Genomic DNA, 25734 nt, shown 5'->3' with positions numbered 1-25734 from the left:
TCCAAAGGAATCCCAACCCGATCCGAAGATCAAGGCCGGGGTATAAAATTGGCATTGAACATAGTGCACGCTGTTGAGTTCTCAAGAATCGGACACATCTCGCCTCCACACCAGAACGGTGCTTCACAACGAAAGTGATCGAAGTTTGCTGTACGAGGGCGTGAGCCACTCGATTTGTCTTGCTTGCCGAGACCGGTTAGGCTTGTCAGAACCGAAGTCCCGATCGCCTCCGTGGCAACTCGACTAACTTAGCACATCCGCAGGCCGTGTCAAGTCCGGCTTCTTCGTGGTGTTCGCTGCACGATCGAGGACCGCACCGCTGCACCGGGCTCGGCCGTGAGGCCTTGCAACGAAGCCGGGACCGTGTCCCGTGGAGGCTTTGCATCTTACGCTCGCGATCCCGCAGTCTTCAAGAGACGAATCTCTAACAGGCCTGGGAGCGAGGGGATGGTCCCCGCTTGAGGTGGGCCAGCTGGTCTCGACGCTCTGCGCCTGACTCCCGCTTGCCGCTCCTTTGGGGTGACGAGGAGTTACATTACGTCGGGCCTCGGCCGAGCGGCAAATCGCCTGCGTCCCGGGCGTGTCGCGATTCAGGGGCCGTGCGTCGCTGAGTGTCCGACTCGGTACCCGACACCGGCTACCGGCTACCGGCTACCGGCTACCGGCTACCGGACACCGGATACCGGACACGGGACAGGGGACACCGTGTTGATGAGACCGCCGTCATCGTCCGCGTCCGCTCGAGGAGAGCGGGCACGCGGTCAGCGGACGAAGGCCCCGGCGAAGCTCTTCTTGCCGCGACGGAGGACGGCGATCCCGTCGATCAACGGGAGCTCGCCGAGCGTGACGGTCTCGGACGGGAGGGCGGTGTTGTTCACCGAGAGCCCTCCCTGAGCGAGTGCCCGTCGCGCCTCCCCCGTGCTGGCGACGAGTCCGGTCTCGACGAACGCCTGCAGCGCCGGCGTCTCCGGTGTCGCCTCCATCGAGGGCACCGCCTCGAGCGCGCCGCGGAGGATGACCGGGTCGATCCCCTCGAGCGAGCCCTTGCCGAAGAGCGCGGCCGAGGCGTCGATCACCGACCGCGTCGCCTCCGCTCCGTGCACCAGCGACGTGACCTCCCAGGCGAGCGCGCGCTGCGCCTCCCGGCGGAACGGCTCGTCGGCGGCGGCCTTCTCCAGGCGCTCGATCTCCGTGCGCGGCAGGAAGGTGAAGATCCGCAGGCGGTCGGCGACGTCACGGTCGTCCGTGTTGACCCAGAACTGGTAGAACGCGTACGGGCTGGTGAGCTCGGAGTCGAGCCAGACGGCGTTGCCCTCGCTCTTGCCGAACTTTGTGCCGTCGGAGTTCATCACCAGGGGTGTACCGATCGCGTGGACCGACACGCCCTCCGTGCGGTGGATCAGGTCGGTCCCGCTCGTCAGGTTGCCCCACTGGTCGCTGCCGCCGGTCTGCAGGACGCACCCGTACTGCCGGTAGAGCTCCAGGTAGTCGAGACCCTGCAGGATCTGGTAGCTGAACTCGGTGTAGCTGATCCCCGCGTCGGAGTTGAGGCGGGCGCTGACCGCGTCCTTCTTGAGCATCGTCCCCACGCGGAAGTGCTTCCCGATCTCCCGCAGGAAGTCGATCGCCGACAGCGGAGCGGTCCAGTCGAGGTTGTTGACCAGGCGCAGCCCGTTGTCGCCGCCCGCGGGAACGAACCGGGACACCTGCGCCTGGAGGCGCTCGACCCACGCCGTCACCGTCTCGCGCGAGTTCAGCGTCCGCTCGGCCGTCGGACGCGGATCCCCGATCAGCCCGGTCGAGCCGCCGACGAGCCCGAGCGGCCGATGCCCGGCCAGCTGGAGCCGGCGCATGACGATCAGCTGCACCAGGTTCCCGAGGTGGAGGCTGGGCGCGGTCGGGTCGAAACCGCAGTAGTAGGTGATCGGCTCCCCCGACAGCAGCTCGCGCAACGCTCCCGCATCGGTCGACACGTGCACCGAGCCTCGCCAGACCAGCTCGTCCCACACGGAGTCGAAGGCGGGGTCGAGCTGCGGGCTCGTCGCGGACCCGGGGAGGTGCTGGTCGATCACCCGACCAGGCTACCGCGGCGGGAAGGAGCCGGTCTCCGATAGTCAAGCGCACAGGCTTGATCCCGGGCGATCAAGTGCCGATACTTGATCGAGGAGGTCCGATGTTCGTCATCACCGCGGATCAGCGCGACAGCAGGCACGACCACGACCGCGTGGACCAGGCGATCGCGAGCCTGATCGACGACGGTCGGGCGACGTTCGTCCTGCCCCCGGAGCGGACGGCGGGCGACGAGTTCCAGTGCGTGCTCGACCGGGCCGATGCCGTCGTCGCGTTCGTGCTCGAGCTGCACCGGACCGGCCACTGGAGCATCGGCCTCGGGATCGGCCCCGTCGACCGGCCACTCCCCGCGACCACGAGAGCGGCGACCGGGGAGGCGTACTTCGCGGCGCGCCGGGCGGTCGAGGCGGCGAAGGGCCGGCCGACGCGCTTCTCCCTCGATCCGGACGCACCGGGAACGGCGGCGCCGGCACCGGCGGACGTCCAGGCGCTGATCGATCCGCTCCTCCTGCTGCGCGACGCGCGCTCCGAGGCCGGCTGGCAGATCGTCGACCTGCTCGAGAGCGGCCTCTCCCAGAAGGATGCGGCCGAGCGCCTCGCCGTCAGCCCGCAGGCGGTCAGCCTCCGGGTCCGCGCGGCGAGTGCTCGAGTCGACGCTCCCGCCCGTGATGCGCTCGCGCGCCTGCTGACGGTGGTCGACCGTACGCTCGACCCCACCGACGAGAGGACACCCCGATGACGGCACGCCCCGGATCCCCCGCCCTGCTCCTCGCCTCCGCGCTGCAGTCCGCCTCGTGGACGGGCGTGGTGCTCGTGCTGCTCGCCGGACTCGCCGGTGCGATGCTGGCCGTGCGCCTGCGCCGTCCGCAGCTCGCCTGGATCCCCCCTCGCGGCGGCGGCCGCCGCCTTCCTCCTCACGGCGGTCGCCGGACCGTCCGCGCCCCCGATCCACTCCGTCCTGGTGGCGGTGCTGGCCTTCGCGCTGGCGGTCGCGGGCGGCGGGCCGATCGTGCTGCTCACCCTCCGGCTCGCGACGGCCGATTCCCGCAGCGGCAGCCACGGCGGCATCATGGTCGCCGGATCCTCCCGCCCCGCCGCCGGGAGCGCGCCTTCGGCGATCGGCCAGCCGATCGAGGTGCTCCGCGGCGGGACGACGATAGGGGTCCTCGAGCGGATCGCGACGGCCGGCGCACTGATGAGCGGTCTCCCCGAGGGGATCGCGGTCGTGGTGGCGATCAAGGGCGTCGGCCGCTTCAGCGAGCTCGCCTCCCCGGAGGCGCGCGAGCGGTTCATCATCGGCACGCTGGCGAGCCTCGCCTGGTCGGCGGCTCTCGGCGTGCTCGCCCGGCTCTACCTCGCGGGCTGAGCTCCGGGCCGCCGCCGGGGCACTGCTCTCCGGTAGGGCGAGACGGTGGGGTCGCCCGGGATGCTGAAGCGCCACGGGAAGTCGTCCCCGCCGCCCGGGCCCGAGACGCCGGTGCGCGGGCCCGCCGCCACGGAGGACGGCCTCTCCCCCGGCAGCAGCTCGAACGCCGCCTCGAGCGGGTCGCCCGACTCGGTGAGACGGACTCCGAGGGCCTTCGCCAGCCGTGCGGGTCCGCGGGCCAGATCCCGGCTGCGAACGGGTCCGCGCCGGATCATCGCGAGATCCTCCCCCGATACGACCTCGCCGGCGCGCAGCAGCACCGCCGACGCCGTGCCCGCCGGGGAGCAGACGACGTTCACACAGGTGTGCATCCCGTACGTGAAGTACGCGTACACGGATCCGGGCGGACCGAACATGGGAGCCGTCCGGGGTGTCGGTCCGCGGTGCGCATGCGAGCCCGGATCCTCACCGGTTCCGAGGTACGCCTCGACCTCGGTCAGCCGGACGCCGACCACGCCCTCCGGCGTGCGGTGCAGAAGGACGCGGCCGAGCAGCTCCGGTGCCACCTCGAGGGCCGAGCGCGCGAGGTCGGGGAGGTCGGCGCTCAGAAGAAGCTCTGGCCTGACACGAGGGTGATCACGATCACCGCGACGATGACGACTGCGGCGACGAGCACCAGAGTCCGCTGCTGCCAGGGGCGCAGCGGCGGACGGCCGTCGTCGCCCGGCGCTCCTCGAAGAGTCACGGGCGCTCCCCTCGGAGGGATCCGCGCACGACCCGGACGCGCTCGGTCAGCCGGGCGAGCTGCTCCGCGACGCGGTCGGGAGCCGTGCCGCCGACACCGTCCCGGCTCGCCACCGATCCCTCGATGCTGAGGACGGACCGCACGTCTGGAGTGAGCAGCGGCGACACCGAGGCGAGCGCGGCGTCGTCGAGATCCTCGAGCCCCCTCCCCTGCGACTCCGCCAGCTTGACCAGCTCACCGGTGATCTCGTGGGCGTCCCGGAAGGGCACGTGCTTCTTCACGAGCCACTCGGCCACGTCGGTCGCGAGGGAGAAGCCCTGGGGCGCGAGCTCCGCCATCCGGTCGGTGTGGAAGGTGAGGGTCGCGATCATTCCGCTGAACGCGGGCAGCAGGACCTCGAGGGTCGTCACCGAGTCGAAGACCGGCTCCTTGTCCTCCTGCAGGTCGCGGTTGTAGGCGAGCGGCAGCGCCTTGAGGGTCGCGAGCAGCCCGGTGAGGTTGCCGATCAGCCGGCCGGACTTCCCCCGGGCGAGCTCGGCGATGTCGGGGTTCTTCTTCTGCGGCATGATCGAGGACCCGGTCGAGTAGCCGTCGTCGAGCGTGACGAAGGCGAACTCCCGCGTGTTCCAGAGGATGACCTCCTCCGCGATGCGCGAGACGTCGATCCCGATCATGGCGGTGACGAAGGCGAACTCGGCGACGAGGTCGCGGCTGGCCGTCCCGTCGATCGAGTTCGGCACGCTCGACGCGAAGCCGAGATCGCGGGCGACCGCCTCGGCGTCCAGGCCGAGGGTCGAGCCGGCGAGGGCGCCCGAGCCGTAGGGCGAGACGTCCGCCCGGACGGCCCAGTCCCGCAGGCGCTCCAGATCGCGCAGCAGCGCCCAGCCGTGGGCGAGCAGATGGTGCGCGAGGAGCACGGGCTGAGCGTGCTGGAGGTGGGTGCGCCCGGGCATGATCGCCGTCGGGTGCGCCGACGCCTGCGCGGCGAGGGCGTCGATGAGCTGCACCACCAGCTCCGAGACGAGCGCCGCGTGGTCGCGGAGGTACATCCGGACGAAGGTGGCGATCTGGTCGTTGCGCGAGCGCCCCGCGCGGAGCTTGCCGCCGAGCTCGGGACCGGCTTCGAGCATCAGGCCGCGCTCGAGGGCGCCGTGCACGTCCTCGTCGGACTCGTCGGCGGCGAAGCTCCCGTCGGCGACGGCAGCCTCGAGCCGGTCGAGCGCCGCGAGCATCGCGGTGAGCTCGGCGTCGTCGAGGTAGCCCGCTCCGGCGAGCGCCCGGGCGTGGGCGCGGGAGCCGGCGAGGTCGTAGGGGGCGAGCTGCCAGTCGAAGTGGGTCGACCTCGAGAGCGCGGCGAGCTCGGGCGAGGGGCCGCCGGCGAAGCGGCCGCCCCACAGGGCTCCGGCCTCGCCCGCGCGGGCGGAGGGTCGTTCCGTCATGGTTCTCCTCGGGTTCGGCTGTCGAGTCTACTGAGCGGCGTCGGCGGTGCCGGCGCGCTCCAGGAGCCACACGAGCAGGGCCTTCTGCGCGTGCAGGCGGTTCTCCGCCTCGTCCCAGATCACGCTCTGCGGGCCGTCGATCACGTCGGCGGTCACCTCGTAGCCGCGGTCCGCGGGCAGGCAGTGCAGGAACAGCGCGTCGGGAGCGGCAGCGGCCATCGTGGCGGCGTCGACCCGGTAGGCGCCGAAGGTCGCGACGCGCGCCGCCTTCTCGTCCTCCTTGCCCATCGACACCCATGTGTCCGTGATCACGATGTCGGAGCCGGCCGCGCCCTCGTCGGGGTCGGTCGTGGTGATCGCCGATCCGCCGGTGGTCGCGGCGATGCGCTGCGCATCGACCAGGACCGCCGCGTCCGGCGAGTACGACTCCGGAGAGACGATGCGGACGTGCATGCCGGCCGTGGCCCCCGCCAGGAGGTACGAGTGCGCCATGTTGCTCGCTCCGTCGCCGAAGAACGTGAGCGTGAGGCCGGCGAGGCGACCGCGGTGCTCGCGGATGGTCAGCAGGTCGGCGAGGAGCTGGCACGGGTGGAACTCGTCCGAGAGCGCGTTGACGACCGGCACGCGCGTGCTGCGCGCCATCTCCTCCAGCCCCGACTGCGCGTAGGTGCGCCACACGATGGCGGCGACCTGGCGCTCCAGGACCCGCGCCGTGTCGGAGGCGGTCTCCTTGCCGCCGAGCTGGCTGCTCGCGGTCGAGATGATCAGGGGGCTGCCGCCGAGATCGGCGATGCCGACCGCGAAGGAGACGCGGGTGCGCGTGGAGGACTTGTCGAAGATCACGGCGACGGTCTGCGGCCCGGCGAGGGGCTTCCGGGAGAAGCGGTCACGCTTGAGCTCGAGGGCGAGGTCGAGGATCTCGGCCTGCTCGGCGGGAGTGATGTCGTCGTCGCGGAGGAAGTGGCGGGTCACGGTGCTGGTCGCTTTCGGTGGAGGTACGGGGTCAGAGGGTCTGCAGTGCGCGGCCGAAGCGCTCGGCGAACTCGGCGACGTCGGCGGCGGTCACCACGAGCGGAGGCGCGAGCCGGACGCTCGAGTCGTTCGCCGCGTTCACGATCAGGCCGGCGTCGAGGCAGGCGGCGGCGAGCTCGGCGGCGACCGGCCGGGTCAGGGCGATGCCCAGGAGGAGGCCCGCGCCGCGGACCCCTCCGATCAGGGGCGAGTCGAGAGCGGTCAGCGCGTCGACGATCTGCGCCCCGCGCTCCCGCGCGTTGCCGAGAAGGTCGGCGCGCTCGATCTCGGCGAGCACGGCTCCGGCCACGGCGGTCGCGAGCGGATTGCCGCCGAACGTGCTGCCGTGGTGGCCCTTCTGCAGGAGGTCGGACGCCTCGCCGAAGGTCACCAGCGCTCCGACGGGGAAGCCTCCGCCGAGCCCCTTGGCCAGGGTGACGGCGTCGGGCAGGATCCCCGCCTCCTGGTAGGCGAACCAGCGTCCGGTCCGCCCGACCCCGGTCTGGATCTCGTCGACGATGAGCAGCGCGCCGTGCTCGCGAGTGAGCTCGCGCGCGCGCTCGAGGTAACCGCCCGGCAGGGGGATGACGCCCGCCTCCCCCTGGATGGGCTCGACGATCAGCGCGGCGACGGACTCGTCGAGAGCCGCCTCGAGGGCCTCGATGCTCGCCTCGAGGTGCTCGACCCCTCCCGGCATCGGCTCGAACGGCGCCCGCATGGCCGCCTTGCCGGTCAGCGCGAGCGCGCCCATCGTCCGCCCGTGGAACGCGTTCTGCAGCGCCAGGACGCGGTGCCGGCCGCCGGCCGCGTTCAGCCGCGCCAGCTTGAAGGCCGCCTCGTTGGCCTCGGTGCCCGAGTTGGCGAAGTAGACGCGGCCCGTCTCCCCGGCCCCGGTGAGGCGGCGCAGGGTCTCGGCGAGCTCGATCTGCGGGGCGGTCGCGAAGTAGTTGGAGACGTGGGCGAGCGCACCGGCCTGGCGCGTCACGGCCTCGACGAACACGGGATGCGCATGGCCGAGCGAGTTGACGGCGATGCCGCCGAGGAAGTCGAGGTACTCCCGCCCGTCGACGTCCCAGACCCGGCAGCCCTCGCCGCGCTCGAGCACGGCGAGCGGCGGCGCGAAGGTCTGCATCATCGCGGCGGAGTAGCGGTCGCGCGCCGAGCCGGTGCGGGACGCGGTCGTGGGGATGGACATGGTGGCCTTTCGATCGGAGCGGTCCGGCCGCGAGGGCCGACGGTGCGCGCGTCCCGGACGGGACGGGCGCTCGGAGCCGGGGCCGCTGAGGATCAGCGGCCCGACATTCGCTCCCGGTCGCGGGGGTCGAGCGAGGCGACGACCTCGGTGCCGATGCCCTCCGAGGTGAACACCTCGAGCAGGATCGAGTGCGGGATGCGGCCGTCGATGATGGCGGCCTTGGGCACTCCCCCGCGCACGGCGTCGAGGCAGGCGGTCATCTTGGGGATCATGCCCGATTCGAGCGAGGGCAGCAGAGCCGCGAGGTCGTCCGAGCGGATGTGCGAGACGAGCGACTCGCGGTCGGGCCAGTCGGAGTAGAGGCCGGCCACGTCGGTGAGGACGACGAGCTTCTCGGCGCCGAGCGCGACGGCCAGCGCGGCGGCGGCGGCGTCGGCGTTGACGTTCAGCGATTGCGTGGGGTCGTCCGAGTCGGGGGCGATCGAGGACACGACCGGGATCCGGCCGGCCTCGAGCTGAGCGAGGACGGCGGCGGGGTCCACGGCGATCACGTCTCCGACGAGTCCGAGGTCGTGCTCCTCGCCGTCGATCACGACACCGCGGCGGCGGCCGACGAAGAGGCCCGCGTCCTCACCGGAGATGCCGGCGGCGAGGGGGCCGTGCTCGTTGATCCGGCGGACGATGTCGCGGCTGATGCTGCCGGTGAGCACCATCCGCACCACCTCCATCGCCTCGGGGCTCGTGACCCGGTAGCCGCCCCGGAACTCGCTCTCGATCCCGAGCCGGTCGAGCATCCGCGAGATCTGGGGCCCGCCGCCGTGGACGACCACGGGGCGGATCCCGGCGTAGCGCAGGTAGACCATGTCCTGGGCGAAGGAGCGCTGCAGCTCCTCCGACACCATCGCGTTGCCGCCGAACTTGATCACCATCGTGCGCCCGTGGAAGCTCTGCAGCCAGGGCAGCGACTCGATGAGCGTCGCGGCCTTCCCGGGCGCGGCGTCGCGCTCGGCGCGGCTCTCGGCCGAGAGGGTGGTGTCGTCGCTCATGGCCGCCTCAGCTCGAGTACGCGGAGTTCTCGTGCACGTAGTCGTGCGTGAGGTCGTTGGTCCAGATCGTGGCCGTCGCGTCGCCGGCGTGCAGGTCGATGTCGACGGCGACCTGCCGAGGGGCGAGGTCGACGAGGTCGCGGCTCTCGTGCGGCTCGCCCGCGAGGCAGACCTGCACCCCGTTCATCGCGACGTCGATGCCGTACGGGTCGAACTGCGCATCGGTCGTGCCCACGGCGGCGAGGACGCGGCCCCAGTTGGGGTCCTTGCCGAAGATCGCGGCCTTGAACAGGTTGCTGCGGGAGACGGCGCGGGCGACGACCACGGCCTCGTCCTCGGTCGCGGCGTTCAGCACGCGGATCGCGACGTCGTGGGCGGCGCCCTCCGCATCCGCCTGCAGCTGCAGGGTGAGGTCGCGGCAGACCGCGGTCAGGGCCTCGGTGAACTCGTCGGCGTCGGCCTCGACGCCGCTGGCGCCGCTCGCGAGCAGTGCGACGGTGTCGTTCGTCGACATGCAGCCGTCCGAGTCGAGGCGGTCGAAGGTGACGCGGGTCGCGGCACGCAGGGCGGTGTCGAGAGCGGCGGACTCGAGGGCCGCGTCGGTCGTGATCACGACCAGCATCGTCGCCAGACCCGGCGCGAGCATCCCGGCGCCCTTGGCCATGCCGCCGATGCTCCAGCCCCGCTCGGAGCGGACCACCGCCTGCTTCGGGACCGTGTCGGTGGTCATGATCGCGCGGGCGGCCGCTTCGCCCGCCTCGGGTCCCCCGGCGAGCTCGGCGGAGGCGCCGGTCACGCCGGTGGCGAGCATCGCGAGGTCGAGCTGGTCGCCGATCAGCCCGGTGGAGCACACCAGCACGTCGCCGGCGGACACCTCGAGGCTCTCGCCCACGAGCTCCGCGGTGCGGTGGGTGACCTGGAAGCCCTGAGCACCCGTGTAGCAGTTGGCGCCGCCGGAGTTGAGGACGATCGCCGAGACCACGCCGTCGCGCATCACCTGCTCGCTCCAGAGGACGGGATTCGCCTTGCAGCGGTTGCTCGTGAAGACCGCGGCGGCGCTCTGCAGCGGGCCGAGGTTCTGCACGAGCGCGACGTCGCGCGCTCCGGTCGACTTGAGCCCGGCGACGACTCCGGCCGCCCGGAACCCTGTTGCTGCGGTGACGCTCACGGCGCGACTCCGTTCACGCTCAGGCCGAGGGACTCCGGTAGTCCCAGGGCGATGTTGGTGGACTGGACGGCCGCGCCCGCGGTGCCCTTGACCAGGTTGTCGATGGCCGAGACGACCACGACGCGGCGGGCCCGCTCGTCCACGGCGAGTCCGATCAGAGCGGTGTTCGCCCCCACCACGTCGGCCGTCCGGGGGAAGGAGCCCTCCGGGAGCAGCTGGACGAAGGTCTCGTCGCCGTAGGCGGTCTCCCACGCGGCGCGCACGTCCTGCGCCGAGACGCCGGGAGCGAGGCGCGCGGTCGAGGTCGCCAGGATGCCCCGGGACATCGGCACGAGGACCGGCGTGAACGAGATCGAGACGGGTCCGGCTCCGGCGAGCAGGAGGTTCTGCCGGATCTCGGGATTGTGACGGTGCGCTCCGCCGAGGCCGTAGGCGTGCGCGGAGCCGAGGAGCTCGCTGGCGAGGAGGTCGGTCCGCAGGCTCTTGCCCGCACCCGAGGGGCCGACGGCGAGGACCGCGACGAGGTCCGACGACTCGATCACTCCGGCGTGCAGACCGGGGGCCAGGCCGAGCGTGATCGCCGTGACGTTGCAGCCGGGGACGGCGATGCGCCGCACTCCGGCGAGCGCCTCGCGCTGCTTGCGTCCGCCGCCGCCGATCAGCAGCTCCGGGAGCCCGTAGGGCCAGGCCCCGGCGAAGTCGCCCCCGTAGAAGTCGGCCCAGTCCTGCGGGTCGGTCAACCGGTGGTCGGCGCCGCAGTCGACGACGAGGACGTCCTCGGGGAGGGTCGCGGTGATCTCGCCCGACTTCCCGTGCGGGAGGGCGAGGAAGACGACGTCGTGCCCGGCGAGGTTCCCGGTCGTCGTGTCGACGAGGACGAGGTCGCGGAGCGAGCGGAGGTGCGGGTGCACGGCGATGAGGGGCTGACCCGCGTTGGCGTGCGCCGTCACCGTGCGCACCTCGAACTCAGGGTGGTCGGCGAGCAGTCGCAGCAGCTCGCCGCCCGCGTAGCCGCTCGCACCGGCCACCGCCACGGAGAAAGTCATGCCCGAGAGCCTAGCCGGTGCGGGTGCGGGGCCCCGCCCGGCCGAGCCGGACGGGACCCCCGGCCTCACTCGCGGAGTCGGGCGCCGAAGCGCTCCGCCGCGACGGCCACGCCGCTCTCCTTCGCGGCCGTCGCCTCGGCCGCGGTGAGCGTGCGGTCCGGTGCACGGAAGCGCAGCGCGAACGTCAGCGACTTCGTCCCCTCGGCGAGCCCGGTGCCGCGGTAGTCGTCGACCAGGCGGATCGCCTCGAGCAGCTCGCCCGCCCCCTCGGCGACGGCGGCGCGCACCTCGGCGGCCGCGGTGCCGACCGGCACGACGAGCGAGAGGTCCTGGGTCGCGGCGGGCAGCGCGCCCACCGGACGGGCCACGACGACCCTCCCGGCCCGCGCGATCAGCGGCTCCAGGTCGAGCTCGACCACGGCGACGCGGCGCGGGAGGTCGAGCTCCTCGGCGAGCGCCGGGAGCAGCTCCCCCGCGTGCCCGATGACCGCGCCGTCGAGAACGACCTCGGCGGTGCGGCCCGGGTGCAGCGCTGCATGTGCCCCCTGGCGCAGCACCAGCTCGGTGCCGGTCGCCGCGGAGACCTCGCGGACCACGTCGAGGGCGTCGCGCCAGTCGACGTCACGGCCGGCGACACCGGGCTGGCGCACGACGGCGGCACCCGTGAGCAGCGCCGCGAGGTGCCGCGGCTGCGGTGGGATGCCCGCGTTCAGCTCGGCCTCGACCTCCGCGGACGGACGCGCCCCGCCCGCAGGGAGCGCCCCGGAGCCGAACGGGCCGCCGACGGCCGGGAGGAAGACGGAGCCGAGCTCGTAGACCGCGAGATCCGTCAGGCCGCGCGAGCGGTTGCGGGCCGCGACCTGCACGAGACCCGGCAGCAGCGAGATCCGCAGCTGGCCCGCGGTCGCGTCGAGCGGGTTCGCGAGCGTGATCTGCTCCTGCGGCTCCCCGTCGACCGAGCCGAGCCGGTCGTTGATCGAGCGCGAGAGGAACGGGTACGAGAGCACCTCGGTCAGACCCGCGGCGGCGAGCGCCTGGGCGAGGGTGCGGCGCAGCCTCTGGCCCGGGGTCAGACCGCGGCCGGGAGGCGCGACGGGCAGGATCGCCGGGATGCGGTCGTACCCGGTGATGCGGGCGACCTCCTCCGCGAGCGAGGCGCGGTCGACGAGGTCCGGGCGCCAGCTCGGCGGAGTCACCAGCAGGCCCGCTCCGCCGGCCTCGACGGAAGCGCCGATCTCGACGAGCGCGCCGCGGATCTCCTCCGGGGTGTACTCCACCCCGATGAGGCCTGCGACGTAGCCGTCCGGCAGCTCGACCGGCTCCGCCGTGCGCGGGTCGGCCAGGACCGAGCCGAGCTCGTCCGCCGTGCCGCCGGCGAGCTCCACCAGCAGCTGCACCGCGCGGGCCGCGGCGACCGAGGCCACCTCGGGGTCGACGCCGCGCTCGAAGCGCCGCGACGCCTCGCTCGGCAGCTTGTGCCGGCGAGCCGTCCGGGCGATCGAGACCGGGTCGAAGTTCGCCGCCTCGAGCAGGACGTCGGACGTGGCGTCCGAGATCTCGGTGCGCGCGCCCCCCATCACTCCGGCGAGGCCGATCGCCCCGCCGTCGTCGGCGATGACGAGGTCCTCCGCGTGCAGGCGCCGGGTCTGGCCGTCGAGCGTCTCGAGGGTCTCCCCCGGTGCGGCGCGGCGCACCACGATGCCTCCCTGCAGGGTCGCCAGGTCGTAGCCGTGCAGCGGCTGGCCGAGCTCGAACATCACGTAGTTGGTGATATCCACGACGAGCGAGATCGAGCGGACGCCGGCCAGGCGCAGTCGCGCGAGCATCCACGGCGGCGTCGGTCGCGAGACGTCGACGCCCCGGACGACGCGCGTGACGAACACGGAGGCGCCGACACGGCCGCGGATCGGCGCCTCGTCGGCCACGGACACGGGGAAGACGGGCGCCGTCTCCGTGCGCTCGTGCGGAGGGAGCGCCTGAGCGGGGTCGCGGAAGGCGGCTCCGGTGGCGTGGGCGTACTCGCGGGCGATGCCGCGGATCGAGAAGGCGTAGCCGCGGTCGGGCGTCACGTTGACCTCGACCGCGGCGTCGTCGAGACCGAGGAGCGCGACGGCGTCCGTGCCCGGATCCGGGTCGAGCCCGAGTGAGGCGAGGCGGAGGATGCCGTCGTGGTCGTCCCCGAGGCCGAGCTCGCGGCTCGAGGCGATCATCCCGTCGGACACGTGCCCGTAGGTCTTCCGCGCGGAGATCGGGAACGGCCCGGGCAGGACCGCGCCCGGCAGTGACACGACGACCTTGTCGCCGGCCGCGAAGTTGTGGGCTCCGCAGACGATGCCGCGGACGTCCTCTCCGCCGTCGGCGGCACGCCCGCCCTCCGGGGCCACGCGGACGTGGCACCAGTTGATGGTCTTGCCGTTCTTCTGCGGCTCCGGAGCGAGGTCGAGCACCTCACCGACGACGACGGGGCCGGTCACCTCGAAGCGGTGGACGTCCTCCTCCTCCAGGCCGACCGACACCAGGGCCGCGTGCACGGACTCCGTCGTGACGTCCTGCTCGAGGTCGACGTACTCCCCCAGCCAGCTCAGCGGGATGCGCATCAGATCACCATCCCGTACTGCTCGCTGAAGCGGACGTCGCCCTCGACCATGTCGCGCATGTCCTTCACGTCGTTGCGGAACATCAGGGTCCGCTCGATCCCCATGCCGAAGGCGAACCCGGAGTACTCCTCCGGGTCGATCCCGGCCGCGCGCAGCACGTTCGGATTGACCATGCCGCAGCCGCCCCACTCGATCCAGCGGGCACCGCCGACGAAGGTCGGGTGCCAGACGTCCAGCTCGGCGCTGGGCTCGGTGAAGGGGAAGTAGTTCGGGCGCAGGCGGATGCGCGCGTCGTCGCCGAAGAGGATCCGCGCGACGTGCTCGAGGGTGCCCCGCAGGTGCGCCATGGTCAGGCCGCGGTCGACGGCGAGACCCTCGAACTGCGTGAACACGGGCGTGTGCGTCGCGTCGAGCTCGTCGGTGCGGTACACCCGTCCGGGAGCGATCACGTAGAGCGGCAGCGGGCGCTCGAGCATCGAGCGGATCTGCACCGGCGAGGTGTGCGTGCGCAGCACCAGGTGCGAGTCGACGGGGTCGACGAAGAAGGTGTCCTGCATGGCGCGGGCCGGGTGGTCCTCGTCGAAGTTCAGGGCGTCGAAGTTGAACCACTCGTTCTCGAGCTCCGGCCCCTCCGCGATCTCCCAGCCCATCCCGACGAACACGTCGGCGATCGACTCCTGGAGGAGCGAGAGGGGGTGGCGGGCGCCGCGGCGCACGAAGCTGGCGCCGGCGGTGACGTCCACGCGCTCGGCCTCGAGCGCGGCCGCGTCCTCCGCCTCGACGAGCTCGGCCTCGCGGGCGGCGTAGGCGTCGCCCACCTGCTTGCGGGCACCGCCGACGAGCTTGCCGGACGCCGCCTTGTGCTCGGGCGGGACGGAGCGCATCTGCGCGTTGAGGCGGGCGAGGGCGGACCCCTCGCCGAGGTGGGCGGCTCGGGCGGACTTCAGAGCGGTGGAGTCGCCCGCCGCGCCGATGGCGGCGAGGGCGTCGGCGACCGCCGCGGAGACGGCCTCGTCGGTGATCGGGTTGCTGTCTGACACGATCCCCCAGTGTAGGCGAGGGCCTCCGCCCCCTCCCGCCGCCCGCGCGCGGTGCTCGTCGCGCTCGCCCGCGGCCGGCCCCCGTCTGCGCCGACGGCTGTCGAAGCCCCGCCACCGGCGCTGCTCGACCAGCAGGGGCGGGTTCTCGCTACGCCGGGGTCGGAGGCCGCTCCACCGGCAGGAGGCGGGGCACCGCCGGACGGGAAGACGCCCGGACCGATCGCTGCTCCCCGATCGCCACCGCCTCCGCGTCGACGACGCCGGAGCGGAGCACCACCGCTCGATGCGCTGAGCGATCGCCGGACCCTCGAGGCGAACAGGAGAATCGCGTGTCAGCGATTCTCCGTAGCCGGACGCAGGACGCTCTGCGGAACCCGACGCGTCGGGAAGCCGACCGCGGTGAGGATCGCCCTCGGGCGATCCTCACCGTTCAATCCTGCACAGCGATCAGCTGCGTGTCCGTCTGCGCGCGGGCTGCGGGGTGGCCGCCGATGGCGCGGCCGCCGCGTCCGCCGCTCTTGGTGCGGATCTCGATCCACTTCGCCAGCCCCGAGAGGAGGAGGCAGATGCCGATGTAGATCGCTCCGATGACGATCGCCGCCGGGATGATCGGGCTGTCGAGGCTCGACTGGTTGCCCAGGTAGCGCGCGTAGTACAGCAGCTCGTTGTAGGTGATGATCGAGCCGAGCGCCGTGTCCTTGAGGGCGACGACGAGCTGGGCGATGATCACGGGCAGCATCGAGCGGATCGCCTGGGGGAACAGGATGAGCCGCATCACGCCGGACTTGCGCAGGCCGATCGCGTAGCCCGCCTCCTTCTGTCCTCGCGGGAGGGCTTCGATGCCGGCGCGGAAGATCTCGGAGAAGACGGAGCCGTTGTAGAGGGTCAGGGCGATGACGACGGCGAGGTAGGGGCTGAGCTTGAGGCCCGCGAACGGCAGGCCGTAGTACATCAGCATCATCAGGATCAGGACGGGGATCGCCCGGAACAGCTCGATGAAGAGCGTGACGGGGACGTTGATCCAGCGCCGGTCCGAGAGCCGGCCGATCGCCAGGAGGAGGCCGAGGACGAGGCTGGCGACGCCCGCCGTGGCGAAGGCCGCGAGCGTGCGGCCGAGGGCGCCGCCGATGCTCTGCCAGACCAGCGGGTAGCCGAACGCGCGCCACTTGGAGGCGTCGAACTGGCCGGACTCCGCGAAGCGCCAGACCACGAAGCCGAGGAAGGCCGCGATCAGCAGGACGACGACGACGCCGATGACGCGGTTGCGCACGACGGCCCGGGGGCCGGGGTTGTCGAAGAGGACGGAGCTCATCGGGCGACCCTCCACTTCTTCTCGAGCTGACGTTGGACGAGCGAGAGCAGGGTGACCAGGACCACGAAGACCAGGGCCACCCAGAGGACGACGATGAGGCTGTTCTCGCCGCGCTCGTTGAGCACGCGGACGATGGTGCCCGCCTCCGCGACCGAGAAGCCGGCGGCGACGGTGGTGTTCTTCAGCAGCGCGATCAGGACGCTCATGAGCGGCGGGATCACGGAGCGGAAGGCCTGGGGCAGGACGACCTGCGTCATCGTGAGGCCGAAGTCGAGGCCGATCGCGCGGGCCGCCTCGGCCTGGCCGATCGGCACAGTGTTGATGCCCGACCGCAGCACCTCCGCGACGTAGGTCGCGGTGTAGAGGCTGAGGGCGCAGATCGCGAGGTTCGTATAGTCCACCTGCGGCAGGTCGAGCTTGGGGTAGCCGAAGGCGAAGAAGAACATCACCAGCGTGAGCGGGGTGTTCCGGATGGTGTTCACGTACACCGTGCCGACCGCGCGGGCGATCGGGACGGGCGAGACGCGCATCGCGCCGACCACCGTGCCGATCAGCAGGGCGAACACGAGCGAGACGCTGAAGAGGATCAGGGTGTTGCCGAAGGCCGGGACGTAGACGTCGAGGTTGTTCAACAGGACATCCATGCGGCTGGCCCTTCTGTCGGAGCGGTGGTGGTGGTCGAGGAGAGGGGACCCCCGGGCGGCGGTCGGGCCGCCCGGGGCGCCTCCTAGTAGTCGTTCACCGCCGGCTGGGTGACGGTCGTGCCGGACTGGCCGAGCGTCTCGTCGTAGATGGCGCTCCAGGTCTCGCCGCCGTCGGTCAGCATGCCGTTGACGAAGTGGCGCAGGGCGTCGTCGTCCTTCGGCAGGCCGATGCCGTAGAGCTCGGTGCTGAAGGGCTCTCCGACGACCTTGAGCTCGTCGGGCTTCTGAGCGGCGTAGCCGATCAGGATCGCGCCGTCGGTGGTGACGGCGTCGACGGTGCCGTCGGAGAGGGCGTCCACGCACTGCGAGTACGTGTCGAACTCCTCGGTCTTCACCTCGGGGTAGTTGGTGCGGATGTTCTGGATCGGGGTGGAGCCGGTGGCCGAGCACACGGTGGTGTCGGCGGTGAGGTCGTCCGGTCCGGTGATCGTGTCGTTGTCGGCCGCGACGAGCAGCTGCTGGCCGGTCTCGAAGTAGGGTCCGGCGAAGCCGACCTGCTCCTTGCGCTTGTCGGTGATCGAGTAGGTGCCGACGTAGTAGTCGATGTCGCCGTTCACGATCGACGCCTCGCGGTTGGCCGACGGGATCGCCTTGAACTCGATGGCGTCGGCCGCGAAGCCGAGCGAGGCCGCGGTCCACTTCGCGATCTCGATGTCGAAGCCGGAGCGCTCGCCGGTCGCCGCGTCGAGGTAGCCCAGCCCGGGCTGGTCCTCCTTGACGCCGATGACGACCTTGCCGTCCGCGGTCATCGCGTCGAAGGTCGGGCTGCCCTCGAGAGTGACGTCGGAGGCGACCTCGTACGCGGAGGTCCCTCCCTCGGAGCCTCCACCGGCGCCGCCGCCGGCGGTTCCGGAGTCGCCGGAGCAGCCGGCGAGGGCGAGGGTCGCTGCCGCGAGTCCCGCGGTCATGAACATGAGCCTGGTGCGCATGATCGTCCTTCCTGGGGTTCGGCCCGCCGGAGCGGGCGATGTCGGGTCGGCTCCCGGGTCACGGGTCCGACCTGCCTGGTGGCTGCTGATCGCGCTTCTAGTGCGTGATGAGCTTGGAGAGGAAGTCCTTGGCCCGGTCGGTGCGGGGCGCGGTGAAGAACGACTCCGGGTCGGTGTCCTCGAGGATCTCGCCGTCGGCCATGAACACGACGCGGTCGGCGGCCTTCCGGGCGAATCCCATCTCGTGGGTGACGACGATCATCGTCATCCCGTCCTTGGCGAGCCCGACCATCACGTCCAGGACCTCGTTGATCATCTCGGGGTCGAGCGCCGAAGTCGGCTCGTCGAACAGCATCACCTTGGGCTTCATCGCCAGCGCCCGCGCGATCGCGACGCGCTGCTGCTGCCCGCCGGAGAGCTGGGCCGGGGTCTTGGCGGCCTGGTGGCCGACGCCGACCCGGTCGAGCAGCGCCGTGGCCTGGGCCTCCGCGTCCTTGCGGGAGAGCCCGCGGACCTTGATCGGGCCGAGGGTGACGTTCTCGAGGATCGTCTTGTGCGCGAAGAGGTTGAACGACTGGAAGACCATCCCGACGTCGGCGCGGAGCGCGGCGAGGCCCTTGCCCTCCTCCGGGAGCTTCTGCCCGTCGATGGTGATGGTGCCGCCCGAGATCGTCTCGAGCCGGTTGACCGTGCGGCAGAGCGTCGACTTGCCGGATCCGGAGGGGCCGAGGACCACGACGACCTCGCCCCGGTACACCGTCAGATCGATGTCCTTCAGAGCCTGGAAGTCGCCGTAGTGCTTCTGCACCCCGGAGAGGACGACGAGGGGTTCACCGGCGGGAGCGGCGGCGCGCTCGTCTTGCGGGGCTGTGACCATGCCGTCAGAGAAGCACACGGGGATGGGCCGGTCAAATCATGAGGGAATTCTTAACCGAAGGGTAACAACGTGCCCTGTTCTCCAGGTTCGCGGCACCCTCGGCCCGGTTCCTCTCAGGAACGCAGCGCGAAGGCGCTCTCGTACAGGCAGACGGAGGCCGCGGTCGCGAGGTTGAGCGACTCCGCCGCCCCGTAGATGGGCACCGCGACCACGCCGTCGACGAGGGCGAGCGACTCGTCCTCGAGGCCGCGCGCCTCGTTGCCGAAGACCCAGACGGTCGGCTGGGCGAGGTCCCCGCGTGCGCGGACGTCGAGCAGGTCCTCCCCCTTCACGTCGGCCGCGACGGAGCGGAGGCCCACGCCGCGGAGCCGGCCCAGAACGTCGGCGAGGTCGGCGCCGACCGCGACCGGGAGGTGGAAGAGCGAGCCGGTCGTGGAGCGCACGACCTTGGGATTGTAGAGGTCGACCGAGCGGCCGGACAGCACGACCGCGTCGGCGCCGGCGGCGTCGGCGGCACGGATGATCGTGCCGAGGTTGCCCGGATCGCGGACCTCCTCGAGCACCGCCACGAGGCGCGGCTCGGAGGCGACGACGTCCTTGAGCGACGTGGGGAACTGACGGCAGACCGCGACGAAGCCCTGCGGAGTGACGGTGTCGGCCATCGCGTCGAGGACGTCCTCGGTCACGTACTCGATCTCCACCTCCGCCTCGGCGGCGGCGGCGACGATCTCGGGGTGGCGCTCCAGAGCGGTCGGAGTCGCGAACGACTCGACGATCAGCTCCGGGCGGTACTGCAGCGCCTCGGAGAGTGCCTGCGGGCCCTCGAGGAGGAAGAGCCCCGTCTCGAGCCGGGCCGGGCGGCGGGTGAGCTTCGCCACGGAGCGGACACGGGGAGAGCGGGGGTTGTCGAGCATGCGGCGAGCCTATCGGCGCGGTGATCGCCGCCCCCGCAGACACGGCGCGGAAGGGCCCGCGAACGACGGAGGGGGCCGCGACCTCTCGGTCGCGACCCCCTCCGGGAAGCCGTGCTGACTACGCTGCGGCCTTGGGCGCCGAGGTGTCGGCGGGCAGCGCGCTCTTCGCGGTCGCGACGAGCGAGGCGAACGTGGCCGGCTCGGTGATCGCGAGGTCCGCGAGGATGCGGCGGTCGACCTGGACGCCGGCCAGGGCGAGGCCCTGGATGAAGCGGTTGTAGGTCAGGCCGTTCGCGCGGGACGCGGCGTTGATCCGCTGGATCCAGAGACGACGGAACTCGCCCTTCTTGGCGCGGCGGTCGCGGTACGAGTAGACGAGGGAGTGGGTGACCTGCTCCTTCGCCTTGCGGTAGAGGCGCGACCGCTGGCCGCGGTAGCCCGAGGCGCGCTCGAGGATGACGCGACGCTTCTTGTGGGCGTTGACGGCCCTCTTCACTCTTGCCATTGCTGTTTCTTCCTATCGATCCGTGTCGGCTGAGTAGCGACCACGCGGCGCAGCAGGCTGCGCCGGCGGTGGGCTACAGACCGAGAAGCTTCTTGGCGACCTTGGCGTCCTGCGGGGCGAGGACCTGGTCCTGGTTGAGGCGGCGCGTGCGAACGCTGGACTTGGACTCCAGGTTGTGACGCATGCCGGCCTGCTGCTTCATGACCTTGCCGGAGCCGGTCACCTTGAAGCGCTTCTTGGCACCCGAATGGGTCTTCATCTTGGGCATGTTCTCTCCTTGTGAACGTCACTCCGCGCTCGGCGGGGCGAAACCGGTGCCCCGCGAGCGGGGCGTCCACCGGCCCCGAGGCCGGGGCGGCGAAGTACTAGACGGACTCGGCCTCGGCCGTGTCCTCGGGGGTGTTGGCCTCGCGACGAGCGGCGCGGACCGCATTGGCCTCGGCCTTCGCCTCGGACTTGTTCTTCAGCGGGCCGATGACCATCACCATGTTGCGACCGTCGATGGTCGGGGTGGACTCGACCTGGCCGAACTCGGCGACGTCCTCCGCGAAGCGCTGGAGCAGGCGGACGCCCATCTCGGGGCGCGACTGCTCGCGACCGCGGAAGAGGATCATCGCCTTGACCTTGTCGCCGGCCTTGAGGAAGCCCTCGGCGCGCTTGCGCTTGGTCTCGTAGTCGTGCTTGTCGATCTTCAGGCGGAAACGGACCTCCTTGAGGATCGTGTTCGCCTGGTTGCGACGGGCTTCCTTGAGCTTCTGAGCCTGCTCGTACTTGAACTTCCCGTAGTCCATGATCTTGGCCACGGGCGGCTTGGAGTTGGGGGCGACCTCGACCAGGTCCAGGTCTGCGTCCTGCGCGAGTCGCAGGGCGACCTCGATCTTGACGACGCCGACCTGTTCTCCTGCGGGACCCACGAGGCGGACCTCGGGGACGCGGATACGGTCGTTGGTACGGGGATCGCTGATTGCGTTTCTCCTCTGATCTCGGTGAGTGCAGCTGCGCTGCCGGAGTCTTCTCCAGCGCACCCGAGAGAGGTGATCGTCCCGTCCACGTCGTGCCTGCAGCACGGCGCTCGCACCCTGTGACGCGGTTCCCGAGGCGGACCTCGAGAGCCGCAGCCCTGCCTCCGGTGGTCTGACGACCCTCGGGGGCGGAGTGCTTCTGACCCGGTAACCTTGTGAAGCGGTCAAGCGCGGGTGGGAGAATCTCCACTTTCGAACCGAGGACATGCCTCGGAGCCCGGATAACCATAGCAGACCGGCGGCCCGCCCGACAGACCGGATCCGGCCGCCCCTCGATCCTCTGCTCCGGCGGCCGCGCCCCTCCACCACGGACGACGAACGAAGGACCCATGGCCCAGTACGACGACGACTACACGCGACGATTCGGCGAGGACGGCGGAGCCTCCGACGTGGAGGCCGCGCGCGACATCGCGGAGGTCCCGGCGGTGGAGATCATCACCACCGCCGCCGTGCACCTGATGAGCGCGGCCGCCGTCAAGTGCGGGCTCGCCGACGAGCCCGGAGCGCAGGTCGACCTCGACGAGGCGCGCAAGCTCATCAACGCGCTCGCGGGCCTGGTCACGGCCGGGGCGCCCGACATCAGCGACATGCACGCCCGGAGCCTGCGCGACGGCCTCCGCACCCTCCAGCTCGCGTTCCGTGAGGCGTCCCCGATCGCCGACCCGATCGGCAAGGGCCCGGGCGAGAAGTGGACCGGCCCGGTCACCTGATCGGGAGTCAGCGGGCGGCGGCGAGCTGCAGCGTCATCGAGTCGACGCGCTGCGCGACGGTCTCGTCGGCCGCCCACCGCTCCCCCAGGCGGGCGACGAGGGCGCCGAGCGCGTCCTGATCGAGCCCCGGGCGCAGGCTCAGGACCACCACGAGCTCGGGGCCCGCGAGGCGCTGCTCCGGGTCTCCCGCGCGCACCTCGAGCGAGGCGACCGCCCGCTCCCCCTCCGCAGCCGCGCGCAGAGCCCGGAGCACCTCCGCATCGGCAGGGGCCGGCCGCCAGTCGACGCCCTCCGCGATCGCCCAGAGGGCCGGGCGCCGGACCGCGAACTCCCGCTCGGACGCGGGGTCGAGGACCATCACCTCGGTGCCCTCCGCGACGGCCGCCAGGGCCGCGCGGCGCCCGTCGACAGGGACGGGACGGGCGGCCGGGTCCCACCGGCGCATGCTCTCGACGCCGCTGAAGACGGGGAGCACCGTGCGTCCGTCGGGTCCGGCGACCGTGACGATCGCGAGCTCCTGCGTCTTGTCCGCCCGGAGTCCCCCGACCCCCTCGGCCTCCTCGCCGAGGCGGGCGACCAGCGGGATGAGCAGGCGGGACGTGCGGAGCGCGCCGACCACGGCCTCCGGGCCGCGAGTGCCGCGGGTGAAGGACTCGAGCGCGGCGACCAGCGCCTCCGGGGCGCTCCCGTCGTCCTCCGGTGCTGCGCTCGGCTCGAAGTGCCGGCCCGCCCAGGGGGTGCCGGCGGAGTCGGTCAGATGCGCCGGGAGCGGGCGGGGCTCACTCGGATGCGACATCCAGGGCCTCCGCGAGCGTGAACGCGCCCGCGTACAGCGCCTTGCCGACGATCGCGCCCTCGAGCCCCTGGGGCACGAGGTCGCGCAGAGCGGCGATGTCGTCGAGGTTCGAGATGCCGCCCGAGGCGATCACGGGGCGGTGGGTGCGGGCCATGACCTGCTCGAGGAGCTCGAGGTTCGGGCCCTTGAGCGTGCCGTCCTTCGTGACGTCGGTGACGACGTAGCGGGTGCAGCCGGCCTCCTCCAGGCGGTCGAGGACCTGCCAGAGGTCGCCGCCCTCCTTGGTCCAGCCGCGCGCGGCGAGCGTGGTGCCCCGGACGTCGAGACCGACGGCGATCTGGTCGCCGTACTGCGCGATGACGCTCGCGGCCCACTCGGGGTTCTCGAGCGCCGCGGTGCCGAGGTTGATGCGCTTCGCGCCGGCGCTCAGCGCGGACTCGAGGCTGCGGTCGTCGCGGATCCCGCCGGAGAGCTCGACGTTGACGCCCTTCACCTGCCGGATGACCTTCTTCATGATGCCGTGGTTGTCGCCGCGGCCGAAGGCGGCGTCGAGGTCGACGAGGTGGATCCACTCCGCGCCCTGGTCGGCCCAGTCGCCCGCGGCGTCGATCGGGTCGCCGTAGTTGGTCTCGGTCCCGGCCTCGCCCTGCGTGAGCCGCACGGCCCTGCCGCCCGCCACGTCGATCGCGGGCAGGAGGACCAGGCCCGGGGCCTTGGTGAACTCGCTCATCGTCATCCTCAGTCTCGGAGCCGGTGCCGGCCCCTGGAGGCGCCGACCACCGGCCGATCCTAGTTCGTGCGGAGGGTGCCCAGCCAATTGGCCAGCAGCCGGAGCCCGGCGGCCCCCGACTTCTCGGGGTGGAACTGCGTGGCCGAGAGCGGCCCGTTCTCGACCGCGGCGATGAAGGGGCCTCCGTGATCGGCCCAGGTGACCGCGGGACGCGGGAACGGGGGCATCACGTCGAGCGACCACTCGCGGGCGCCGTAGGAGTGCACGAAGTAGAAGCGCTCCTCGGCGATGCCGTCGAAGAGCACCGATCCCTCGGGAGCGGAGACGGTGTTCCAGCCCATGTGCGGGACGACCTCGGCCGGGAGGAGGTCCACCGTCCCCGGCCACTCGCCCAGGCCCTCGCTCTCGACCCCGCGCTCGACGCCGCGCTCGAAGAGCACCTGCATCCCGACGCAGATGCCCAGGACGGGGCGCCCGCCGGCGAGGCGCTTCTCGATGATCTCGCCGCCGCGGGCGCGGGTCAGTGCCGACATCACGGCGTCGAAGGCGCCGACGCCGGGCACGAGGAGGCCGTCCGCCTCCAGCGCCCGCTGCCGGTCCCCCGTCAGCTCGACGTCGGCCCCGGCGAGCTCGAGCGCCTTGACGGCGGAGTGCACGTTCCCCGAGCCGTAGTCGTAGACCACGACGGAGGGGCGGGCCGAGCTCACAGCGCGCCCTTCGTCGACGGCACGCCGGAGACGAGCGGATCGAGGGCCTTGGCCTGACGGAAGGCGCGGGCGAACGCCTTGAACTCCGCTTCGGCGATGTGGTGCGGGTCCCTGCCGCCGAGCACCGTGACGTGCACGGTGAGGCCGGCGTTGAACGCGATCGCCTCGAAGACGTGGCGCACCATCGACCCGGTGAAGTGGCCGCCGATCAGGTGCAGCGCGAAGCCCTCCGGCTCGCCGGTGTGCACGAGGTAGGGGCGCCCCGAGATGTCGACGACCGCTTGCACGAGCGCCTCGTCGAGGGGGACGAGCGCGTCGCCGAAGCGGGAGATCCCGGCCTTGTCGCCGAGCGCCTGACGGATGGCCGTGCCGAGCACGATGCCGATGTCCTCCGCGGTGTGGTGGATGTCGATCTCGATGTCGCCGCGGGCCCGGACTCGGAGATCCGTGAGCGAGTGCTTCGCGAACGCCGTCAGCAGGTGGTCGAAGAAGGGCACGCCGGTCTCGAGATCGGCGACGCCCGTGCCGTCGAGGTCGAGGGAGAGCTCGATGCTCGACTCGCTGGTGGCACGGCTGAGGGAGGCGGTGCGCCCGGGTGCGGCGCTCGGGGAGGTCATGCCTTCCAGTCTATTCGCGCCGCGTCGCCGCCCCCGGGCGGAGCTCACTCGCGCGAGAGCGCCACCGCGGGGTCGGCCGACGGTGCGGGGAGGGAGGCGAGCGCCTCGAGGAACGCGGTCGTCTCCTCCTCGGTGCCGGCGCTGACACGGAGGTGGTTCGGGATGCCGACGTCGCGGATGAGGACGCCGCGGGCGAGCAGGCCCTCGAACACGGCGGCCGGATCCGCGACACCGCCGAAGAGGACGAAGTTGCTGCCGGTCGCGTACGGGCGGTAGCCGAGGGCGCGCAGGCCGTCGATCATCCGGTCGCGCTGCACGATGATCTCGCCGACCATGGCGAGCATCTCGTCGGCGTGAGCGAGGGCGGCGGTCGCGGCGGCCTGGGTGAGGGCCGACAGGTGGTACGGGAGGCGGACGAGGCGGAGCGCGTCGATCACCGCGGGGTCGGCGGCGAGGTAGCCCAGGCGGACGCCGGCGAAGGCGAAGGCCTTGCTCATGGTGCGGGACACGAGCAGGCGCGATCGCCCGGGGAGGAGGCTCAGCGCGGTGGGCGCGCCCCTGCCCGCGAACTCGGCGTACGCCTCGTCGACGACGACTATGCCGTCGGTCGCGTCGTAGACCGCCTCGATCACGGCGAGGTCGAGCGGCGTCCCGGTCGGGTTGTTCGGAGCGCAGAGGAAGACGATGTCGGGCCGGGCCCGGCGCACCTGCTCCGCGGCGTACTCGGCTCCGATCTCGAACTCCGCCTCGCGCGGAGCGGGGATCCACTCCGTTCCGCTCCCCGACGCGAGGATCGAGTACATCGAATAGGTGGGCGCGAACCCCAGCAGCGAGCGCCCGGGACCGCCGAACGCCTGAAGGACGTGCTGGAGCACCTCGTTCGATCCGTTCGCAGCCCACACGCCGTCCGCGGTGAGCCCGTGACCGAGGTAGCCGGCGAGGGAGTCGCGCAGCTCTCGGAACTCGCGGTCGGGATACCGGTTGACGGTGCGCAGCGCCTCCGTGACCCGCCCGACGATGTCGGCGATCACGTCGTCCGGGACCGGGTGGGTGTTCTCGTTGACGTTGAGGGCGACGGGCACGACCGCCTGGGGTGCACCGTACGGGTGCCTGCCTCGGAGGTCGTCGCGGAGGGGCAGGTCATCGAGAGTCGTCACCAGGGAATGGTAGCGAAGCACCCGGCGCGGA

The 25734-nt window shown here is 71.9% G+C and carries 27 protein-coding genes; 3 read left to right on the top strand and 24 right to left on the bottom strand.

From position 1 onward, the window contains the following. Window positions 1-761: 761 nt before the first annotated feature. Window positions 762-2072: a tyrosine--tRNA ligase gene (gene tyrS / locus C5C25_RS07330; RefSeq protein ID WP_104250196.1), complete on the bottom strand. Its 1311-nt coding sequence runs from the start codon at window positions 2070-2072 to the stop codon at window positions 762-764. Window positions 2073-2173: 101 nt separating this feature from the next. Here tyrS and C5C25_RS07325 point away from each other — a divergent pair, with 101 nt between their 5' ends. Beyond that, entirely contained in the window at window positions 2174-2809 is a 636-nt protein-coding gene (locus tag C5C25_RS07325; protein ID WP_104250195.1) for a DNA-binding protein, read from the top strand. A gap of 222 nt (window positions 2810-3031) precedes the next feature. Further along, on the top strand, window positions 3032-3436 hold the full coding sequence (locus tag C5C25_RS07320) for a hypothetical protein (RefSeq protein ID WP_258069361.1): 405 nt from the start codon (window positions 3032-3034) through the stop codon (window positions 3434-3436). Here C5C25_RS07320 and C5C25_RS07315 read toward each other — a convergent pair. The 18 genes from C5C25_RS07315 to infC all read right to left on the bottom strand — a co-directional run bounded on the left by C5C25_RS07315 (window position 3421) and on the right by infC (window position 20878). Beyond that, on the bottom strand, window positions 3421-4044 hold the full coding sequence (locus C5C25_RS07315) for a DNA-3-methyladenine glycosylase (RefSeq protein WP_104250194.1): 624 nt from the start codon (window positions 4042-4044) through the stop codon (window positions 3421-3423). The genes C5C25_RS07320 and C5C25_RS07315 overlap by 16 nt on opposite strands. Next, window positions 4041-4181 (bottom strand): hypothetical protein, encoded by a 141-nt coding sequence (locus C5C25_RS16485; protein ID WP_160034127.1) that lies wholly within the window; start codon window positions 4179-4181, stop codon window positions 4041-4043. Before C5C25_RS16485 ends, C5C25_RS07315 begins: the two co-directional genes overlap by 4 nt. Continuing rightward, the gene (argH, locus tag C5C25_RS07310) at window positions 4178-5620 is read right to left on the bottom strand and encodes an argininosuccinate lyase (protein ID WP_104250193.1); all 1443 of its coding nucleotides are present in this window, start codon (window positions 5618-5620) and stop codon (window positions 4178-4180) included. The genes C5C25_RS16485 and argH overlap by 4 nt, the downstream gene beginning before the upstream one ends. A gap of 27 nt (window positions 5621-5647) precedes the next feature. Then, window positions 5648-6592 carry an ornithine carbamoyltransferase gene (gene argF / locus C5C25_RS07305; protein ID WP_104250192.1) on the bottom strand — a complete coding sequence of 315 codons (945 nt, stop codon included), beginning with the start codon at window positions 6590-6592 and terminating at the stop codon, window positions 5648-5650. A gap of 31 nt (window positions 6593-6623) precedes the next feature. Beyond that, complete coding sequence (locus C5C25_RS07300) at window positions 6624-7826, bottom strand: acetylornithine transaminase (RefSeq protein ID WP_104250191.1); 1203 nt, start codon at window positions 7824-7826, stop codon at window positions 6624-6626. Between the two features lie 92 nt (window positions 7827-7918). Beyond that, the gene (gene argB, locus C5C25_RS07295; protein WP_104224497.1) at window positions 7919-8872 is read right to left on the bottom strand and encodes an acetylglutamate kinase; all 954 of its coding nucleotides are present in this window, start codon (window positions 8870-8872) and stop codon (window positions 7919-7921) included. A gap of 7 nt (window positions 8873-8879) precedes the next feature. After that, window positions 8880-10040: a bifunctional glutamate N-acetyltransferase/amino-acid acetyltransferase ArgJ gene (gene argJ, locus C5C25_RS07290; RefSeq protein WP_104250190.1), complete on the bottom strand. Its 1161-nt coding sequence runs from the start codon at window positions 10038-10040 to the stop codon at window positions 8880-8882. Continuing rightward, window positions 10037-11086 (bottom strand): N-acetyl-gamma-glutamyl-phosphate reductase, encoded by a 1050-nt coding sequence (argC, locus tag C5C25_RS07285; RefSeq protein WP_104226315.1) that lies wholly within the window; start codon window positions 11084-11086, stop codon window positions 10037-10039. The genes argJ and argC overlap by 4 nt, the downstream gene beginning before the upstream one ends. A 65-nt stretch (window positions 11087-11151) precedes the next feature. After that, a complete protein-coding gene (gene pheT, locus C5C25_RS07280) occupies window positions 11152-13683 on the bottom strand; it encodes a phenylalanine--tRNA ligase subunit beta (protein WP_104250189.1) in 2532 nt (843 codons plus the stop codon). Next, window positions 13683-14723: a phenylalanine--tRNA ligase subunit alpha gene (gene pheS / locus C5C25_RS07275; RefSeq protein ID WP_104250188.1), complete on the bottom strand. Its 1041-nt coding sequence runs from the start codon at window positions 14721-14723 to the stop codon at window positions 13683-13685. Before pheS ends, pheT begins: the two co-directional genes overlap by 1 nt. A gap of 430 nt (window positions 14724-15153) precedes the next feature. Beyond that, the gene (locus C5C25_RS07270; protein ID WP_104250187.1) at window positions 15154-16035 is read right to left on the bottom strand and encodes an amino acid ABC transporter permease; all 882 of its coding nucleotides are present in this window, start codon (window positions 16033-16035) and stop codon (window positions 15154-15156) included. Continuing rightward, a complete protein-coding gene (locus C5C25_RS07265; RefSeq protein ID WP_104224491.1) occupies window positions 16032-16679 on the bottom strand; it encodes an amino acid ABC transporter permease in 648 nt (215 codons plus the stop codon). The genes C5C25_RS07270 and C5C25_RS07265 overlap by 4 nt, the downstream gene beginning before the upstream one ends. 83 nt (window positions 16680-16762) lie before the next feature. Beyond that, window positions 16763-17668 carry a glutamate ABC transporter substrate-binding protein gene (locus C5C25_RS07260; protein ID WP_159913628.1) on the bottom strand — a complete coding sequence of 302 codons (906 nt, stop codon included), beginning with the start codon at window positions 17666-17668 and terminating at the stop codon, window positions 16763-16765. A gap of 97 nt (window positions 17669-17765) precedes the next feature. Beyond that, complete coding sequence (locus C5C25_RS07255; RefSeq protein WP_104250186.1) at window positions 17766-18545, bottom strand: amino acid ABC transporter ATP-binding protein; 780 nt, start codon at window positions 18543-18545, stop codon at window positions 17766-17768. Window positions 18546-18658: 113 nt separating this feature from the next. Continuing rightward, window positions 18659-19459 carry an RNA methyltransferase gene (locus C5C25_RS07250; protein WP_104224488.1) on the bottom strand — a complete coding sequence of 267 codons (801 nt, stop codon included), beginning with the start codon at window positions 19457-19459 and terminating at the stop codon, window positions 18659-18661. A gap of 118 nt (window positions 19460-19577) precedes the next feature. Further along, a complete protein-coding gene (gene rplT, locus C5C25_RS07245) occupies window positions 19578-19964 on the bottom strand; it encodes a 50S ribosomal protein L20 (RefSeq protein ID WP_104224487.1) in 387 nt (128 codons plus the stop codon). A gap of 73 nt (window positions 19965-20037) precedes the next feature. Beyond that, on the bottom strand, window positions 20038-20232 hold the full coding sequence (rpmI, locus tag C5C25_RS07240; protein ID WP_055793295.1) for a 50S ribosomal protein L35: 195 nt from the start codon (window positions 20230-20232) through the stop codon (window positions 20038-20040). Between the two features lie 97 nt (window positions 20233-20329). Further along, the gene (gene infC, locus C5C25_RS07235; protein ID WP_374952931.1) at window positions 20330-20878 is read right to left on the bottom strand and encodes a translation initiation factor IF-3; all 549 of its coding nucleotides are present in this window, start codon (window positions 20876-20878) and stop codon (window positions 20330-20332) included. Window positions 20879-21315: 437 nt separating this feature from the next. On the opposite strand from infC, the gene C5C25_RS07230 reads away from it, so the two are divergent. Continuing rightward, window positions 21316-21696 carry a DUF1844 domain-containing protein gene (locus tag C5C25_RS07230; protein WP_104313470.1) on the top strand — a complete coding sequence of 127 codons (381 nt, stop codon included), beginning with the start codon at window positions 21316-21318 and terminating at the stop codon, window positions 21694-21696. 7 nt (window positions 21697-21703) lie between these two features. On the opposite strand, the gene C5C25_RS07225 is transcribed toward C5C25_RS07230, so the two are convergent. From C5C25_RS07225 to C5C25_RS07205, 5 genes are read right to left on the bottom strand one after another with little or no spacing between them, the layout of a single operon-like run. Next, window positions 21704-22492, bottom strand: a complete 789-nt coding sequence (locus tag C5C25_RS07225) for an SseB family protein (RefSeq protein ID WP_104250185.1) — start codon at window positions 22490-22492, stop codon at window positions 21704-21706. Further along, entirely contained in the window at window positions 22476-23222 is a 747-nt protein-coding gene (gene priA / locus C5C25_RS07220) for a bifunctional 1-(5-phosphoribosyl)-5-((5-phosphoribosylamino)methylideneamino)imidazole-4-carboxamide isomerase/phosphoribosylanthranilate isomerase PriA (protein WP_104224506.1), read from the bottom strand. The genes C5C25_RS07225 and priA overlap by 17 nt, the downstream gene beginning before the upstream one ends. A gap of 59 nt (window positions 23223-23281) precedes the next feature. Next, window positions 23282-23929, bottom strand: coding sequence for an imidazole glycerol phosphate synthase subunit HisH (gene hisH / locus C5C25_RS07215; protein WP_104224485.1), 648 nt, complete (start codon window positions 23927-23929; stop codon window positions 23282-23284). Next, window positions 23926-24546 (bottom strand): imidazoleglycerol-phosphate dehydratase HisB, encoded by a 621-nt coding sequence (gene hisB / locus C5C25_RS07210; protein WP_104224484.1) that lies wholly within the window; start codon window positions 24544-24546, stop codon window positions 23926-23928. The genes hisH and hisB overlap by 4 nt, the downstream gene beginning before the upstream one ends. 44 nt (window positions 24547-24590) lie before the next feature. Next, window positions 24591-25706 (bottom strand): histidinol-phosphate transaminase, encoded by a 1116-nt coding sequence (locus C5C25_RS07205; RefSeq protein WP_104250207.1) that lies wholly within the window; start codon window positions 25704-25706, stop codon window positions 24591-24593. Between the last annotated feature and the right edge of the window lie 28 nt (window positions 25707-25734).

The sequence above is a fragment of the Rathayibacter sp. AY2B9 genome, assembly GCF_002931595.1.
Taxonomy (GTDB): Bacteria; Actinomycetota; Actinomycetes; order Actinomycetales; family Microbacteriaceae; genus Rathayibacter.
Note: the sequence above shows the minus strand (reverse complement) of the source record. Positions and strands in the feature narration are given on the sequence as shown.